This is a genomic window from Pseudomonas psychrophila, assembly GCF_001043005.1.
Classification (GTDB): Bacteria; Pseudomonadota; Gammaproteobacteria; order Pseudomonadales; family Pseudomonadaceae; genus Aquipseudomonas; species Aquipseudomonas psychrophila.
Window position 1 is genome coordinate 70096 of sequence record NZ_JYKZ01000014.1, and the last position, 14643, is coordinate 84738.

General features: G+C 59.5%; 19 protein-coding genes. 5 read left to right on the forward strand and 14 right to left on the reverse strand.

Annotated features, from left to right (window positions below; all coding sequences use genetic code 11):
• Positions 1-24: 24 nt before the first annotated feature.
• The 6 genes from metW to TU76_RS21780 all read right to left on the reverse strand — a co-directional run bounded on the left by metW (position 25) and on the right by TU76_RS21780 (position 4441).
• Positions 25-645 (reverse strand): methionine biosynthesis protein MetW, encoded by a 621-nt coding sequence (gene metW, locus TU76_RS21755; protein ID WP_019828045.1) that lies wholly within the window; start codon positions 643-645, stop codon positions 25-27.
• 7 nt (positions 646-652) lie between these two features.
• On the reverse strand, positions 653-1792 hold the full coding sequence (gene metX / locus TU76_RS21760; protein ID WP_046810381.1) for a homoserine O-succinyltransferase MetX: 1140 nt from the start codon (positions 1790-1792) through the stop codon (positions 653-655).
• Positions 1793-2005: 213 nt separating this feature from the next.
• Positions 2006-2305 (reverse strand): DUF167 domain-containing protein, encoded by a 300-nt coding sequence (locus TU76_RS21765; RefSeq protein WP_048352495.1) that lies wholly within the window; start codon positions 2303-2305, stop codon positions 2006-2008.
• Positions 2305-2892, reverse strand: coding sequence for a YggT family protein (locus tag TU76_RS21770; protein ID WP_019828042.1), 588 nt, complete (start codon positions 2890-2892; stop codon positions 2305-2307). The genes TU76_RS21765 and TU76_RS21770 overlap by 1 nt, the downstream gene beginning before the upstream one ends.
• 10 nt (positions 2893-2902) lie before the next feature.
• On the reverse strand, positions 2903-3721 hold the full coding sequence (proC, locus tag TU76_RS21775) for a pyrroline-5-carboxylate reductase (RefSeq protein WP_019828041.1): 819 nt from the start codon (positions 3719-3721) through the stop codon (positions 2903-2905).
• A 33-nt stretch (positions 3722-3754) separates the two neighbouring features.
• Positions 3755-4441 carry a YggS family pyridoxal phosphate-dependent enzyme gene (locus tag TU76_RS21780; protein WP_019828040.1) on the reverse strand — a complete coding sequence of 229 codons (687 nt, stop codon included), beginning with the start codon at positions 4439-4441 and terminating at the stop codon, positions 3755-3757.
• A 57-nt stretch (positions 4442-4498) separates the two neighbouring features.
• On the opposite strand from TU76_RS21780, the gene TU76_RS21785 reads away from it, so the two are divergent.
• Positions 4499-5491: a type IV pilus twitching motility protein PilT gene (locus TU76_RS21785; protein WP_048352496.1), complete on the forward strand. Its 993-nt coding sequence runs from the start codon at positions 4499-4501 to the stop codon at positions 5489-5491.
• A 110-nt stretch (positions 5492-5601) separates the two neighbouring features.
• On the opposite strand, the gene TU76_RS21790 is transcribed toward TU76_RS21785, so the two are convergent.
• Entirely contained in the window at positions 5602-6249 is a 648-nt protein-coding gene (locus TU76_RS21790) for a C40 family peptidase (protein ID WP_046810383.1), read from the reverse strand.
• A 252-nt stretch (positions 6250-6501) separates the two neighbouring features.
• Here TU76_RS21790 and TU76_RS21800 point away from each other — a divergent pair, with 252 nt between their 5' ends.
• Positions 6502-6918, forward strand: a complete 417-nt coding sequence (locus TU76_RS21800; RefSeq protein ID WP_019828036.1) for an NINE protein — start codon at positions 6502-6504, stop codon at positions 6916-6918.
• A 92-nt stretch (positions 6919-7010) separates the two neighbouring features.
• Here the strand turns inward: TU76_RS21800 and TU76_RS21805 are convergent, their stop codons facing one another.
• The 7 genes from TU76_RS21805 to gshB form a co-directional block, all read right to left on the reverse strand.
• A complete protein-coding gene (locus TU76_RS21805; RefSeq protein WP_019828035.1) occupies positions 7011-8282 on the reverse strand; it encodes a dihydroorotase in 1272 nt (423 codons plus the stop codon).
• Positions 8279-9283 carry an aspartate carbamoyltransferase catalytic subunit gene (locus TU76_RS21810; RefSeq protein WP_019828034.1) on the reverse strand — a complete coding sequence of 335 codons (1005 nt, stop codon included), beginning with the start codon at positions 9281-9283 and terminating at the stop codon, positions 8279-8281. Before TU76_RS21810 ends, TU76_RS21805 begins: the two co-directional genes overlap by 4 nt.
• Positions 9284-9295: 12 nt before the next feature.
• Complete coding sequence (gene pyrR, locus TU76_RS21815) at positions 9296-9802, reverse strand: bifunctional pyr operon transcriptional regulator/uracil phosphoribosyltransferase PyrR (protein ID WP_019828032.1); 507 nt, start codon at positions 9800-9802, stop codon at positions 9296-9298.
• A gap of 84 nt (positions 9803-9886) precedes the next feature.
• Positions 9887-10327, reverse strand: a complete 441-nt coding sequence (ruvX, locus tag TU76_RS21820) for a Holliday junction resolvase RuvX (RefSeq protein ID WP_019828031.1) — start codon at positions 10325-10327, stop codon at positions 9887-9889.
• Entirely contained in the window at positions 10327-10899 is a 573-nt protein-coding gene (locus TU76_RS21825) for a YqgE/AlgH family protein (protein WP_019828028.1), read from the reverse strand. The genes ruvX and TU76_RS21825 overlap by 1 nt, the downstream gene beginning before the upstream one ends.
• Before the next feature lie 162 nt (positions 10900-11061).
• Positions 11062-11961, reverse strand: a complete 900-nt coding sequence (locus TU76_RS21830) for an energy transducer TonB (protein WP_048352497.1) — start codon at positions 11959-11961, stop codon at positions 11062-11064.
• A 77-nt stretch (positions 11962-12038) separates the two neighbouring features.
• Complete coding sequence (gshB, locus tag TU76_RS21835; protein ID WP_046810386.1) at positions 12039-12992, reverse strand: glutathione synthase; 954 nt, start codon at positions 12990-12992, stop codon at positions 12039-12041.
• 247 nt (positions 12993-13239) lie between these two features.
• On the opposite strand from gshB, the gene pilG reads away from it, so the two are divergent.
• From pilG to TU76_RS21850, 3 genes are read left to right on the forward strand one after another with little or no spacing between them, the layout of a single operon-like run.
• Positions 13240-13647 (forward strand): twitching motility response regulator PilG, encoded by a 408-nt coding sequence (pilG, locus tag TU76_RS21840; RefSeq protein ID WP_019828024.1) that lies wholly within the window; start codon positions 13240-13242, stop codon positions 13645-13647.
• A 42-nt stretch (positions 13648-13689) separates the two neighbouring features.
• Positions 13690-14067 carry a twitching motility response regulator PilH gene (gene pilH / locus TU76_RS21845; RefSeq protein ID WP_019828023.1) on the forward strand — a complete coding sequence of 126 codons (378 nt, stop codon included), beginning with the start codon at positions 13690-13692 and terminating at the stop codon, positions 14065-14067.
• Positions 14068-14077: 10 nt separating this feature from the next.
• The gene (locus TU76_RS21850; protein ID WP_048352498.1) at positions 14078-14617 is read left to right on the forward strand and encodes a chemotaxis protein CheW; all 540 of its coding nucleotides are present in this window, start codon (positions 14078-14080) and stop codon (positions 14615-14617) included.
• Positions 14618-14643 lie beyond the last annotated feature (26 nt).

Below are 14643 nucleotides of genomic sequence, written 5' to 3' on the forward strand. Positions count from 1 at the left end.
TTCACTCTCCTTGAACTTGCTGGTTTAAACCGCGACCTGATGATCCTGAAGGCCAGGGCTGCTGACACGATAAATGCCAATCTCGCCCAACAGGTTAGGCCATATCTTGCTTGCCCACCCGTGCCGGTGTTGCTGGTCGACTGCGAGGCGGTTGATCACTTGGGCTTCACGACCACGGCATAGCGCTTCGAAGTCTTCGAAGGTGCAGAAGTGGATGTTTGGCGTGTTGTACCAGGTGTAGGGCAGAAAGTCGGAAACCGGCATCCGTCCCTTGCTGGCCAGGTACCAACGGCAGCGCCAGTGACCGAAGTTGGGGAAGGTAATGATGCACTGACGACCGACGCGCAGCATCTCGTCGAGAATCCGGTCGGGGTAATGCACGGCTTGAAGCGCCTGAGTCATGACCACGATGTCGAAACTGTTGCTGGCGAAGTTGCCCAGGCCTTTGTCGAGGTCTTGCTCGATAACGTTGATGCCCTTGGCGACGCACTCGGCGATGTTGTCCGGGTCGTTTTCCAGGCCGTAGCCGGTGACTTGCTTGTTGTCGCGCAGCCAGCTCAGCAGTTCACCATCACCACAACCGAGGTCGAGCACGCGGCTGCCGGCGGGGATCCAGTCTTGGATGATTTCCAGGTCGGCTCTCATGGCGTTCTCACAGTTCTATTCGGTTCATGTAATTGCTGAAGGCTTGCAGGTAGCGCGGGATCGGGATCAGGAAGGCGTCATGGCCCTGCGGAGCGTCGATTTCGAGGTAGCACACGTCTTTTTTCGCGGCCATCAGTGCATCCACCAGCTCCCGCGAACGGGCCGGCGAAAAGCGCCAGTCGGTGGTGAACGACATCACGCAAAAGCGCGCCTTGGCCCCGGCAAAGGTTTTAGCCAGGTCGTCATCGAAATTGGCCGCCGGGTCGAAGTAGTCCAGCGCCTTGGTCATCAGCAGGTAGGTATTGGCGTCGAAACGCCCGGAGAACTCTTCGCCCTGATAACGCAGGTAGCTCTCGACCTGGAACTCGACGCTGTGGAAGTCGTAGTTGAGGTTTTCGTTTTTCAGGCCTCGGCCAAATTTTTCACCCATCGAGTCATCGGACAGATAAGTGATGTGCCCTACCATGCGTGCCAGCATCAGGCCGCGCTTGGGGATCACGCCTTTTTCCTGGAACGAACCGCCGTGGAACTCAGGGTCAGTGAGGATGGCCTGACGGGCGACTTCGTTGAACGCAATATTTTGCGCAGACAACTTGGGTGCTGAGGCAATCGCCAGGCAATGGCGCAGGCGATCCGGGTAACTGATGCTCCACTGCAGTGCCTGCATGCCGCCCAGGCTGCCACCGATTACGGCAGCCCACTGGTAGATCCCCAGCCGTTCGGCCAGACGAGCCTGGCTGTGGACCCAGTCCTCGACGGTCAATACCGGGAACTCGGCGCCAAACGGGCGACCGGTCTCGGGGTTGATGCTGCTGGGGCCGGTAGAGCCGTTGCAGCCGCCCAGGTTGTTCAGGCTGACGACGAAGAACTTGTTGGTGTCGATAGGCTTGCCGGGACCGATGCAACTGTCCCACCAGCCGGGCTTGCGATCATCGGCGCTGTGATAGCCCGCCGCATGATGGTGCCCTGACAGCGCATGACAGATCAGTACCGCATTACTGGCGGTGGCATTGAGCTGGCCGTAGGTTTCGTAAATCAGGTCGTAGGCAGGCAGCGAGCGGCCGCAGGCTAACGCCAGGGGCTCGTTGAAGTGCGCCGTTTGCGGCACAACCAGACCAACGGAATCGGGGGGAAAGGCAGCTGGCATCGACCCTGCTCTCATTTAAATGAGGCGTAAGTCTAATGAGCGGGGGACCCAGCAGCAAGGACAAGAAATTCCGTAGCCGCTGGCGAAGGAACGAGGCTGCGTTCGGCGGCGAAGCCGTCGTAATTTCAGGTAATGCGGTGTGTCAGTTAAAGAGGACATGCTGGTTTTACGATCGCTTCGCAATCGAACGCAGCCTCGTTCCTTCGCCAGATGCTACGAAAGTGTGGGCCTGGCCAGCCCCGGCAGGTCCGGCAGTTTTTTCGGGCCGTGCAAGCGCACCCGTTTCTGACGGTTCAGTTCGCCGCTGATCAGGCTTACCTGGCTTTTGGAGATGCCAAACGCCTTGGCCAGAAAAGCCATCAGGTGGGCATTGGCCTTGCCTTCAACCGGAGGGGCGGTGAGGCGGATTTTCAGACGGTCACCGTGCAGGCCGGCAAATTCATCGCTGCTGGCCTTGGGTTGCAGGTGACAGTCGAGAATCAAGTCCTCGCCGTCCCAACGGAAGTAGCTCATCAGATCAGGCCGAACAACACGACCGGCATCCCGACGTACATCGCCAACGGCGGGATCACGTAGCTCTGGATCAATTGAATCACCATAAATGCCAGGATCGGCGAAATATCCAGGCCGCCCATGCTCGGCAGAAAGCGGCGGAACGGTGCCAGGGCAGGCTCGGTGATCTGGTTGACCAGTTCAGCGCCCGGGCTGGTGCTGCCCGGCGCAACCCACGACAGGATCACGCTGATGATCATGGCGAAGAAGAACACCTTCAAAAACAGGGCCGTCACGCCAATGATGGCCCAGAGCAGCAAGCCCAGTATGTTGAACGACATGTAGCTGAGCGTCAGTACCACGGCGAAAATCACCATCTGCACGACGATAGCCAGCACCAGCGAGGACATGTCCAGGCCGAACAGGCTTGGAATCACCCGGCGCAGAGGCTTGAGCAGAGGCTGGGTGGCCTTGACCGTGAACTGGCACAGCGGGTTGTAGAAGTTGGCGCGCACCAGCTGCAGGATGAATCGCAGCAGTACGATCAGCAGGTAGAGGCTACCCAGGGTTTGAATTACGAAAATGGCTGCGCCATTTAGTCCTGACATCATGTGCTCCTTATTGACCCAGTTGTTCGGCCATTTCGGCCGAGCGGTGCGCGGCGGCACTCAATGCTTTTTCGACTGAGGCTGCGAAGCCGTCGGCCTGGAATGATTTGATTGCAGCTTCGGTGGTCCCGGCTGGCGAGGTGACGCGGCGGCGCAGCTCAGCGGCGTCGACGTCGCTGCCCACGGCCATGTGCGCGGCGCCCAGAGCAGTCTGCTCGGCAAGCTGCTTGGCGACTTCGCGGGGCAGGCCGAGCTTGACGCCAGCATCAGTCATCGCTTCGATCAGCAAGAAGAAATACGCCGGGCCGCTGCCGGACACTGCGGTCACAGCATCGATCTGTGCTTCGGTATCAACCCACAGCGCAATGCCCACAGCGCTCAACAGTTGCTCGGCCAGTTGGCGTTGCTCGGTGCTGACGTCGGTCGTGGCGTACAATCCGCTCACGCCTTTGCCCAGCAGCGCGGGGGTGTTGGGCATGCAGCGCACCAGCGGTTGACTGCCCAGCCAGTTGAGCATGCTGGCGCAGGTAATACCGGCGGCAATCGATACCAGCAACTGGTGCGGCAGAAGGTGCGGGCGCAAGGCCTGGCACACGGCTTTCATGGCCTGTGGCTTGACCGCGATCACAATCACATCGGCGTCTTGAATGGCTTGGTCGTTATCGGCAAACAGTTCGATACCGTGCTCGGCGGCTACTTTGGCCCGGGTCTCGGCACCGGGATCGCTGGCGCGGATCTGTGCTGCATCCAGACCCTTGGCCAGCAGGCCGCCGATCAGGCTGGAAGCCATGTTGCCGGCGCCGATAAAGGCAATACGCGTTTTGCTCATAACCGATCCTTTTAATAAATGAGAGAGGCCCTTTCAGGCCTGGCCGTAGTCGCGGGCACCAAACAATGCGGTGCCAATACGCACCCAGGTGGCGCCTTGGGCAATAGCTGACTCTAGGTCGTGGCTCATGCCCATCGAAAGCGTGTCGAGCCCCATGTTCAGGCTCTCTTGCAGCGTGCGGACCGTCGCAAAGGCGGCGTCCTGCTCGGCGCGGTCTTCAGTGGGTTCCGGAATCGCCATCAAGCCGCGCAGTTTCAAGCGTGGCAGCCCGCTGATAGCGGCCGCCAGCGCAGGCAAGTCTGCCGGGTTACAGCCCGACTTACTGGCCTCGCCACTGACATTGACTTGAATGCAGATATTGAGCGGCGGCAAGTCTGCCGGGCGTTGGTCAGACAAACGCTGGGCAATCTTGAGCCGGTCCACGGAATGCACCCACGCAAAATGCTCGGCGATGTCGCGCGTCTTGTTCGATTGAATGGGGCCGATGAAGTGCCAACACAAGGGCAGGTCGGCTAATTCAACCTGTTTGGCGCGGGCTTCCTGCAGGTAGTTTTCGCCAAAGTCGCGAACCCCTGCGGCATAGGCTTCACGCAGTGCGGCGGCAGGTTTGGTCTTGCTGACAGCGAGCAGGTGAATGCTCGTTACATCACGTTGCACAGCCAGGGCAGCTGCACGAATGCGTGCCTCAACCTGCGCAATGTTGCCTGCTATCGTGGACATTCGTTTAAGCCCGCCGTTGTGAAAGTCTGCGGCATTCTACTGGAATTGGGAGGGGGGATGGATATCGCCGACCTGTTGGCGTTCAGCGTCAATCACGGGGCTTCGGACTTGCACCTGTCAGCTGGCGTGGTGCCGATGCTGCGCATAGACGGTGACATGCAGCGCTGCGATTTTCCGGTGCTGGGGGCAGATCAGGTGCGAGGGCTTGTTCACGGCATCATGAGTGAAGCACAGCGCCGCGGGTTCGAGGCGCACCTCGAAGCCGATTTTGCGTACGCCTTGCCGGAGCTGGGCCGCTTTAGGGTCAATGCTTTCGAGCAGCAGCGTGGCCCCGGGGCGGTGTTTCGGCGCATCGGCCAAGAGGTGCCCAGCCTTGAATCGTTGGGTCTGGGTGACGTATTCAGTCAGCTCTGTCATGCCCCTCACGGGCTGGTCCTGGTCACGGGGGCGACGGGTTCGGGCAAAACCACCACCCTGGCGGCAATGATTGATCACCTCAATCGCACCTGCCAACGGCACATCCTCACCCTTGAAGACCCCATCGAATTTATCCACGAGCCGCGTCAATCCCTGATCAGCCAGCGTGAGGTGTATCGCCATACCCACAGTTTTGCAGCTGCCTTGCGTTCGGCCATGCGTGAAGACCCGGATGTGATCATGCTGGGCGAGATGCGTGACCTGGACACCATAAGGCTGGCGCTGACCGCGGCCGAAACCGGGCATCTGGTGTTAGCCACATTGCACACATCGTCGGCGGCCAAGACCGTCGACCGTATGGTGGATGTGTTTCCAGGCGACGAAAAGGCGATGGTGCGGGCCATGCTTTCAGAGTCACTGCAGGCCGTGGTTTCCCAGACGCTGGTGAAAAAAATAGGCGGGGGGCGTGTGGCGGCTCACGAAATCATGTTGGCGACGCCTGCGATTCGACATCTGATTCGGGAGAACAAGGTGGCGCAGATGGTTTCAGCAATCCAGACCGGCGCAGCGGTGGGCATGCAGACGCTGGAGATGGGTCTGAACCGGCTGAGAGAGCAGGGGCAGACGCAATAACGGGGTGGGGGTGTTGTTTCTGTGGGAGCGGGCTTGCTCGCGATCCAGGCGGCGCGGTTCAGCGGGTGAACCACATCGCTCCCATCGCGAGCAAGCCCGCTCCCACAGCTTTAGCGTTGCACAACCTGCAGCGGGGTTTTCTCTTTAGGTAATACGCGCTTGGCGACCACGTAGTGGCTCTGCCAGTAAGGCTTTTTCAGCGTGTCGATAGTCACCGACTTGCCGCGACGCGGGGCGTGGATAAACCGGTCGTTGCCCAGGTAAATGGCAACGTGGTTGACCTTGCGGCTCTTGATGTTGAAAAACAGCAGGTCGCCAGGCTTCAAGTCCTTGCGTTCGACCTTTTGACCATGACCGCTGGCCATTTCGCTGGAGGTGCGAGGCAAATCGACTGCCGCAACGTCATTAAAGGCGTATTTGACCAGGCCGCTGCAGTCAAACCCTTTGCTTGGGCTGCTGCCGCCCCAACGATAAGGGGTACCCAACACGTTTACAGCGCGGCTCAGGACCGTGCTGCTTTGCTTGTTGGCGGCTGCCAGGGAAGCGGTCGCAATTTTGCCTGGGGCTTTGCGGTGGGCTTTACTGGTTGCAGGACGTGCTACGGTCTTGCTGTTAGAGGCAACGTAAGTGGCGCCCGCAGATGATTTTGCGGTGTAGCCAGTGAAGCCTGAAGGAAGATGTTGCTCACGATTGGTGGCGTGGGCGGCCAGTGGCAATAATAGGCAAATGGTTAGCCATGTCTTGAATATAGGACGCATTCGGCAGGGCTCAATGGTTGTAAACGCGAAACTTTATAACAGCTTTTTTGTCCTTTCTCAGGCCATTTGTCAGTTGGACTATGGGGTCAAATTCCGCAAACGTGGTGGCAAATTGTCACATGAGAAGGGTACAGGTCAGGTCCTACAAGGCTTTGCGCCATTTCTTGTAAGACACTTTTACCTTTTGCACGACAGTAAAAAAGTCACAAAAAACTTCACAATATTTTTCTATCAGCAGCACAGAGGGCATTTATGAGCGGCTATCGAGACGATATACAGCGCGATACTCACAGCAAAGTGCTGGGCTACCTGCTGTGGATTTTTGGTTTTCTGGGAGCGCATCGCTTCTATTACGGCAAGCCGGTGACCGGGACGATCTGGTTTTTCACCTTGGGCTTATTGGGAATTGGCTGGTTGATCGACTTGTTCCTGATCCCGAGCATGGACCGTGAAGCTGACTTGCGATTCACCTCAGGCGACACCGACTATAGCGTGGCCTGGATTCTGCTGACGTTTCTGGGGTTGTTCGGCGTACACCGCATGTACATGGGCAAATGGATCACAGGGATCATCTACCTGTTTACCGGCGGTTTGTTTCTGATCGGTATCCTGTATGACTTCTGGACCTTGAATACCCAGATCTCGATCAAGAACGCAGAGCGTCGTTAACTCACAAGCCCTGCCCCTGTGGGAGCGAGCCTGCTCGCGAATGATCTTCGCGAGCAGGCTCGCTCCCACGGCGACAGATTATGTGCAGCGCGTTAGCCTTCGTAACTGATCCGGCCATCCACCAACGTGTACCGCACGGCACTCGGCAGGCAATGGCCGAGGAACGGGCAGTTGTCGCCTTTGGAAAGCCATTTTTCACCGACCAGGGTCGAGGCCGCCGGGTCAAACAGCACCAGATCTGCAGCCGAACCCACCGCCAGTTTGCCGGCCGGCAGGCGCAGGGCCTGAGCCGGGCCTGCGCTGAGGCGAGAAAGCAGTGTCGGCAAGTCCAGCAGGCCGTCTTCTACCAGTGTCATCGCCAGCGGCAGCAAGACTTCAACACTGCTCATGCCCGGCTCGGTTGCGCCGAACGGTGCCAGTTTAGCGTCACGCTCGTGGGGCTGGTGATGGCTGGAGATGGCTTGCACCACACCCGACTTCACTGCCTCGCGCAGGCCCTCGCGGTCGGCACGGGTGCGCAACGGCGGTTGCACGTGGTAAACGCTGGAGAAATCCTCCAGGGCCTCATCCGTCAAAATAAGCTGATACAGCGCCACATCGGCGGTGACCTTGAGGCCGCGTGCCTGAGCCTGGGCGATCAGGGCTACGCCCCGTGCGCTGGTCAGTTGGCTGAAGTGGGCGCGCACGCCGCTTTGTTCAACCAGCAGCAGATCGCGGGCCAGCGCCACGGTTTCGGCGGTTTCCGGAATGCCCGGCAAGCCACGGAACGCGGCCATCGCGCCGTCGTGGGCAATACCGCCTTCGGCCAGATCACGGTCCTGGGAGTGGAAAATCACGGTCAGGTCGAAAGTGGCTGCGTATTCCAGTGCCCGGCACAGGGTGCGGGTATTGGTGAAGCTGTTAAGGCCATTGCCAAACGCCACACAGCCCGCGTCGCGCAAGGCGATCAACTCTGCAAGCTGCTCGCCCTCCAGGCCTTTGCTCAGTGCACCAATGGGGAACACTTTGCAGTTGCCGGCTTCGCGGGCGCGGTCAAGGATCAGCTCGGCTACCGCTGAGGTATCCAGGACCGGTTTGGTGTGTGGCGGGCAGCACAGGCTGGTAACGCCACCGGCTGCTGCCGCGCGGGTTTCGCTGGCAATGGTGCCTTTGCGGCTGTAACCCGGCTCGCGCAGGGCAACGTTCAGGTCAACCAGCCCCGGCGCGGCCACCAGGCCTTTGGCCTCAATGGTCTTTGTCGGGGCGAAACCGGTTGGCGCTGCGCCAATGGCAACGATCTTGCCGGCTTCCAGGTGCAGGTCAGTCACTTGATCCAGCCGGGTGGCCGGATCAATTACACGGGCGCCGAGAATGCTGAGCTTCACTGGGCGTTCTCCTGTTCGAATTGGCGCTGGGCGGTTTGCCCGCTCATGGTCATGGACAACACCGCCATGCGTACGGCAATGCCGTAGGTCACTTGATTGAGAATCACCGAGTGCGGGCCATCGGCCACGGCGGATTCGATCTCGACGCCGCGGTTGATCGGGCCCGGGTGCATCACGATGCAATCGGGCTTGGCGCCGGCCAGGCGCGCAGTGGTCAGGCCGAACAGGCGGTAGAACTCGCCTTCGCTCGGCAGCAGGCCGCCGGACATGCGCTCGCGCTGCAGGCGCAGCATGATCACCACGTCGACGTCTTTCAGGCCTTCGGTCATGTCGGTGTAGACCTTCACGCCGTATTGCTCGATGCCGATCGGCAGCAGGGTCTTGGGCGCAATCACGCGGATGTCAGGGCAACCGAGGGTCTTGAGGGCGATCATGTTTGAACGCGCCACCCGTGAGTGCAGGATGTCGCCGACGATGGCCACCGAGAGGTTTTCAAAGCCACCCTTGTGCCGACGAATGGTCAGCATGTCGAGCATGCCCTGGGTCGGGTGCGCGTGACGGCCATCGCCGCCGTTGATGATCGCTACTTGCGGGCACACATGCTCAGCGATGAAGTGGGCAGCGCCGGAGTCGCCGTGGCGCACCACGAACATGTCCGCGGCCATGGCTTCAAGGTTGCGCAGGGTGTCGAGCAGGGTTTCGCCCTTGCTCGCCGACGAAGTCGACACGTTGAGCGTGATCACGTCAGCAGACAGACGCTGGGCGGCCATTTCAAAGGTGGTGCGGGTGCGAGTGGAGTTTTCGAAGAACACGTTGCACACGGTCTTGCCGCGCAGCAACGGGACTTTTTTCACCGCTCGGGCGCCGACTTCGAGGAACGAGTCAGCGGTGTCGAGGATTTCAGTCAGCAGCTCACGGCGTAAACCGTCGAGCGACAGAAAGTGGCGCAGCTGGCCCTGATCATTGAGCTGCAGCGGGCGCTTGGCGTCTGTAGGCGTCATCGCAATGGTCTCTTAGAGGGCTAGGTCTTGAAGTTCGAGTGTCAGGGGGGCCGGGCCGGACAATTTTACTCGCTCGCTCGGCTTGAGGCACAAGGTCGCCCCCACCACGTCAGGCCGGATCGGCAGCTCCGCCGCGTCCAGGTCCAGCAGGCTGACCAGCGTCACGCTGGCCGGACGACCATAGTCGAACAACTCGTTCAGTGCCGCGCGGATGGTACGACCGCTCATCAGCACGTCGTCGATCAGCACCAGATGCTGGCCTTCGATTTCAAACGGCAGTTCAGAGGGGCGCACTTGCGGGTGCAGGCCGTTCTGGCTGAAGTCATCGCGGTAGAACGAGACGTCCAGCGTACCCAGTGGAGCATCGCTGTTGAGTGCTCGCAGCAGCGCCTGGGCAACCCAGATGCCGCCAGTGCGGATACCGATAAAACGCGGTTCGGTGATGCCGCGACGGGCCAGATGAGCCTTGAGATCAAGGGCCATCTGAGAGATCAGTTCAGCGGGAACAGGCAGGATCATGGTGGCTCCTTTAAAGGCCCGCGCAGCAAAGCGTGCAGCGGCGGGCGCAAACAATGGGGCAGGTCGAGTGATTCAAGCGCCGGGTCAGTCTTGGGATTGAGCCGGGTTTTCGTCGAGCCAGCCTTGCAGCACCAGTTTGGCGGCGATGGCATCAACGGGGTTGTCGCGGTAACTGCCGCGCTGACCGCCCTGGGCCCGGCGTTCGCCCTTGGCCTCGAAGGTGGTCAGGCGTTCATCATGGGTATAGACGGGCAGATTGAAGCGGCCATTCAGACGGTTGGCAAATTTTTGCGCACGGGCGCAGAAGTCGCTTGGGGTGCCGTCCATGTTCAACGGCATGCCGACCACCATTGCGTCTGGCTGCCATTCCTTGATCAGCTTTTCAATTTCTTCCCATTTGGGAATACCATTTTCAGCTTTCAAGTTGCACAGCTCACGGGCCTGGCCGGTAATCATCTGGCCGACAGCGACGCCGATGGAGCGGGTGCCGTAATCAAAGCCCAGCAGTAAACGAAGGCCGGCCATCAGGAATGGCCTGCTTGAGTGCTTAACAAATTGAGGTTAACTCCGAGGTGTTTGGCGGCCGCGTCGAGGCGCAGCTCGCTAGGGGTTTCAAACAGGATGTCAGCGGCATACGGACAGGTGAGCCACGCGTTGTCGACCAGTTCGGCTTCCAGCTGACCCGCTTCCCAACCGGCATAGCCCAGGCAAATCAGGCTGCGATTGGGGCCGCGACCGTCAGCAATGCTGAACAGCACATCGGCTGACGTGCTGAGGGCCAGTCCGTCGTCCAGCTCGACTGTGGCGTCAAAGCTCATCCCTGTGGGGTGCAGGACAAATCCCCGATCAATCATCACCGGCCCACCGCCGTAGATCGGAACGTGCTGGCACAGGGGCGAGGAGGGTTTTTCAGGGCGCAACTGCTCAAGAATATCCGCCAGGCTGAGCTCCAGCGGGCGATTGATCACCAGGCCCATTGCGCCACTGGCCGTGTGCTCGACGATGTAGGTCAAGGTGTGGGCAAAGTTCGGGTCGGCCATGTGCGGCATGGCGATCAGGAATTGATGCTTGAGGTAAGTCGGTGCGTGGTTTTTCATGAGTCTTAGTGTGGCGCTGGCAACGTGAACTGACAAGTTTGAAGCTTAAGATTACTGGGTCTTTGTGGGAGCGGGCTTGCTCGCGATACAGGCGGCGCGGTTTAACGGTAAAACGCAGCGCTCCAATCGCGAGCAAGCCCGCTTCCACAGCTGCCCTGTGTATCAGTTGCTCGAAAGCCGGTCGCCCTGGGCAAACTTCCAGGTGCGGATGATTTCGAGCCGGTCGATGTCCGCCAGGTCGCCCGTGAACGGTGCAAAGGGGGCGGCCAGGCGCACGATGCGTTGTGCCGCCTGATCCAGTAGCGGCTGGCCCGAGGACTCAAGTACCAGCACTTCATGCAGCGAACCGTCCCGATTGATCGACACCAGCAGCCGCAGCTTGCCGTAGATTTTTTCGCGCCGAGCCTGTTCGGGGTAGTTCAAGTTGCCGATGCGCTCGATCTTCTTGCGCCAGTCCTCTTTGTACCAGGCGCCTTTGTCGCGCATGGTCGAGGCCGCGCTCATGCGGTAGATCTTCGGGCGCTTGGCATACAGCTGTTGCTCGTTGGCCAGTTCGGCCTCCAGGCTGGATATCTCGCTGGACAGCTGTGAGCTGTCGAACGTTGGAAGGCTGGCCTTGGGCGCCGCTTCGGTTTTGACCTTCTGCGGCTGGCTCGGGGCTTTTTTGGGCGTTGGCGCCACGGTGGTCACGGCTGCCTTGGGCGCGGCCTGGGTTTGCTCGGGCTTGGCGGCGGGCGGCGGGGTGACCTTTTTGACAGTGTTGTCCTGGAAAGGGGCGATTTCAGTGGTCTTGGGCACGGCTTTTTTATCCAGTGTGCCGCTGCCTTGCTGATTGTCCTGCGCTAAAAAGTCCGCTTTCTCCGGGGCTTTTTCGCTTTTGAATGTGGAGAGCGTGATCTCCAGGGTTTTACTGATCTGTTTGGGTTCGGTCATGCTGAACCCCACGCCCACAATCACTACGATATGAATCAGCGCCGCCACAAACAGGGTAAATCCAAGGCGATCGGCCGCCCGCACGCCTTTATGGCTGAGTTCGGGGGGGAGGTCGCTGGGGAGTGTCATGGCAAAAAGACCAACATCGCGGGTTTCACAGGGGGGGCATGATACCGCAATGTTGGCCTATTACTGGGTGTTGCAGATCAGCGCGCGGCGAGCTTGCGCTCAATCGCATCCATCAGCAGGGCGCCGATATGGGTGCCGAATGCGTTGTCGATCTCGCGGATGCAGGTCGGGCTGGTCACGTTAATTTCGGTCAGGTGCTCACCGATGACGTCCAGACCGACAAACAGCAGGCCTTTTTCACGCAGCGTCGGGCCTACCTGAGCCGCAATCCAGCGGTCCTTGTCGCTTAGCGGGCGGGCTTCGCCACGACCGCCAGCAGCCAGGTTGCCACGGGTTTCGCCAGCCGCCGGGATACGCGCCAGGCAATACGGGACAGGCTCGCCGTCGATCATCAGGATGCGTTTGTCGCCGTCCTTGATCGCCGGCAAATAGCCCTGCGCCATGATTTGCTGGGTGCCGTTGGCGGTCAGGGTTTCGAGAATCACCGACAGGTTAGGATCGCCCACGCGGTGACGGAAAATCGACGTCCCGCCCATGCCATCCAGCGGTTTGAGAATCACGTCACCGTGCAGGGCGGCGAACTCACGCAACACATCGGCGCGGCGGCTGACCACGGTGGGCGGCGTGCACTGGGTGAATTGGGTGGCGAACAGTTTTTCGTTGCAGTCGCGCAGGCTTTGCGGCTTGTTGACGATCAGTACGCCATCACGCTCGGCTTGCTCCAGCAGGTAGGTGGAGTACACGAACTCCATGTCGAAGGGCGGGTCCTTGCGCATCAGGATCACGTCCAGATCGCTCAGGGCCGTGTCGGTCTCGGCGTCCAGCTCAAACCATTTTTCAGGGTTGGCGAACACCTTCAGCGGCTTCATCCGGGCGCGCGCTTTGCCTTCATTCAGGTAAAGGTCTTGCTGTTCCATGTAGAACAGGGTCCAGCCGCGCTCCTGGGCGGCCAGCAACATGGCCAGCGAGCTGTCCTTTTTATAGGAGATGCCCGCAATGGGGTCCATGACAATCCCGACTCGAACGCTCATGGCAAATTCCTCAAATGAATAGTGGTCGCAAAGGCTCTGAAAAGTGGCGCCAGAGTGGCGCTCAGTGTGGCCCCGGTCAAGGAAAAACCACCTGCTCCAGCCTGCCTTGGGCCGTTCGATAGATTGACGGTCGTGACTGTGCTAAAAAGGCTCGCACAGTGCTTTCAGCCCTTGTCCATCAAGGAGTTGGGGTTTTAAGTCGCACAGTTGTAACAAAATGGGTCGCCGTGGCGATGGTAGAGCACATATGGAAAAGCATTCCAGCGCCTTGAAGGTGATGGTGATCGACGATTCGAAAACCATTCGCCGCACCGCCGAAACGCTGCTGAAAAACGTGGGCTGCGAGGTCATTACCGCCATCGACGGTTTCGACGCGCTGGCCAAAATTGTTGACCATCATCCGCACATCATCTTTGTCGACATCATGATGCCGCGCCTGGATGGCTATCAGACCTGCGCGCTGATCAAGAGCAACCGGGCGTTCAAGTCGACCCCCGTGATCATGCTGTCATCCAAGGACGGCCTGTTCGACAAGGCCAAGGGCCGGATTGTTGGTTCTGATCAATTTTTGACCAAGCCTTTTAGCCGCGATGAATTGCTGAGCGCAATCAAGGCCCATGTGCCAGCCTTCAACATCGTACAAAGTGCTCAATGAAGCCCGGCCAGCCGGCCAACCACCTTATAAATGGGGAACACCATGGCTCGCATTCTGATCGTCGATGACTCGCCGACTGAAATGTACAAATTGACCGGCATGCTCGAAAAGCACGGCCACGTAGTGCTCAAGGCTGAAAACGGCGCCGACGGCGTTGCCTTGGCACGTCAGGAAAAGCCCGATGTCGTGTTGATGGACATCGTGATGCCGGGCCTCAATGGCTTTCAGGCCACACGCCAGCTGACCAAGGACCCGGAAACCAGCCACATTCCGGTTATCGTTGTGACGACCAAGGATCAGGAAACCGACATGGTCTGGGCACAACGACAAGGGGCCAAGGGCTACCTCACCAAGCCGGTCGATGAAGAGCAACTGATCCTCAAGGTCAAAAAAGTCCTGGAAGAAAACCCTCCTAAATGACGGCCGCCTTATGCCTGGCTCACTGACTGCCTTCGAACTGCTGCTTGAAATTGACCAGCGCTGTCGCCAGCTGGCGGCGGGCCTGGTGCCTGCGCAAGCGCAGCTCGATACCTGGAGCGGCATTGGTTTTCGAATCGGCGAGCATTGTTTTGTGGCGCCGATGGGCGAAATTGCCGAAATCCTCCATGAGCCGCGATTCACCTTGTTGCCCGGTGTAAAGCCCTGGGTCAAGGGCGTGGCCAATCTGCGCGGTCAATTGCTGCCGATCATGGATTTGTGCGGCTTTTTCGGGGTTGAGCTGTCGCCCTTGCGCAAACAGCGCCGGGTGCTGGTGCTGGAATATAAAGACGTGTTTGTCGGGTTGCAGGTGGATGAGGTGCAGGGCATGCAACACTTTGCCCATGCCGACCTCAATGCCGATACGCACGCGTTGCCTCATCCGATGTTCGCGCCTTATGTGCAGGGGCATTTTGCGGGTGAACACCCTTGGTGGGTTTTTAGCCCTTTTGCCCTGGCTCAGGCGCCGCAATTCTGGGCGGTGGCCGTGTGAACAGACCTCACGCTTTAAAACGGGAT

Excerpts from the sequence above, each read along its gene's own strand:
- metW (WP_019828045.1), bottom strand. The coding sequence starts at position 645 with ATGAGAGCCGACCTGGAAATCATCCAAGACTGGATCCCCGCCGGCAGC.
- metX (WP_046810381.1), bottom strand. The coding sequence starts at position 1,792 with ATGCCAGCTGCCTTTCCCCCCGATTCCGTTGGTCTGGTTGTGCCGCAA.
- TU76_RS21765 (WP_048352495.1), bottom strand. The coding sequence starts at position 2,305 with ATGAGCTACTTCCGTTGGGACGGCGAGGACTTGATTCTCGACTGTCAC.
- TU76_RS21770 (WP_019828042.1), bottom strand. The coding sequence starts at position 2,892 with ATGTCAGGACTAAATGGCGCAGCCATTTTCGTAATTCAAACCCTGGGT.
- proC (WP_019828041.1), bottom strand. The coding sequence starts at position 3,721 with ATGAGCAAAACGCGTATTGCCTTTATCGGCGCCGGCAACATGGCTTCC.
- TU76_RS21780 (WP_019828040.1), bottom strand. The coding sequence starts at position 4,441 with ATGTCCACGATAGCAGGCAACATTGCGCAGGTTGAGGCACGCATTCGT.
- TU76_RS21785 (WP_048352496.1), top strand. The coding sequence starts at position 4,499 with ATGGATATCGCCGACCTGTTGGCGTTCAGCGTCAATCACGGGGCTTCG.
- TU76_RS21790 (WP_046810383.1), bottom strand. The coding sequence starts at position 6,249 with ATGCGTCCTATATTCAAGACATGGCTAACCATTTGCCTATTATTGCCA.
- TU76_RS21800 (WP_019828036.1), top strand. The coding sequence starts at position 6,502 with ATGAGCGGCTATCGAGACGATATACAGCGCGATACTCACAGCAAAGTG.
- TU76_RS21810 (WP_019828034.1), bottom strand. The coding sequence starts at position 9,283 with ATGACGCCTACAGACGCCAAGCGCCCGCTGCAGCTCAATGATCAGGGC.
- pyrR (WP_019828032.1), bottom strand. The coding sequence starts at position 9,802 with ATGATCCTGCCTGTTCCCGCTGAACTGATCTCTCAGATGGCCCTTGAT.
- ruvX (WP_019828031.1), bottom strand. The coding sequence starts at position 10,327 with ATGGCCGGCCTTCGTTTACTGCTGGGCTTTGATTACGGCACCCGCTCC.
- TU76_RS21825 (WP_019828028.1), bottom strand. The coding sequence starts at position 10,899 with ATGAAAAACCACGCACCGACTTACCTCAAGCATCAATTCCTGATCGCC.
- TU76_RS21830 (WP_048352497.1), bottom strand. The coding sequence starts at position 11,961 with ATGACACTCCCCAGCGACCTCCCCCCCGAACTCAGCCATAAAGGCGTG.
- gshB (WP_046810386.1), bottom strand. The coding sequence starts at position 12,992 with ATGAGCGTTCGAGTCGGGATTGTCATGGACCCCATTGCGGGCATCTCC.
- pilG (WP_019828024.1), top strand. The coding sequence starts at position 13,240 with ATGGAAAAGCATTCCAGCGCCTTGAAGGTGATGGTGATCGACGATTCG.
- pilH (WP_019828023.1), top strand. The coding sequence starts at position 13,690 with ATGGCTCGCATTCTGATCGTCGATGACTCGCCGACTGAAATGTACAAA.
- TU76_RS21850 (WP_048352498.1), top strand. The coding sequence starts at position 14,078 with ATGCCTGGCTCACTGACTGCCTTCGAACTGCTGCTTGAAATTGACCAG.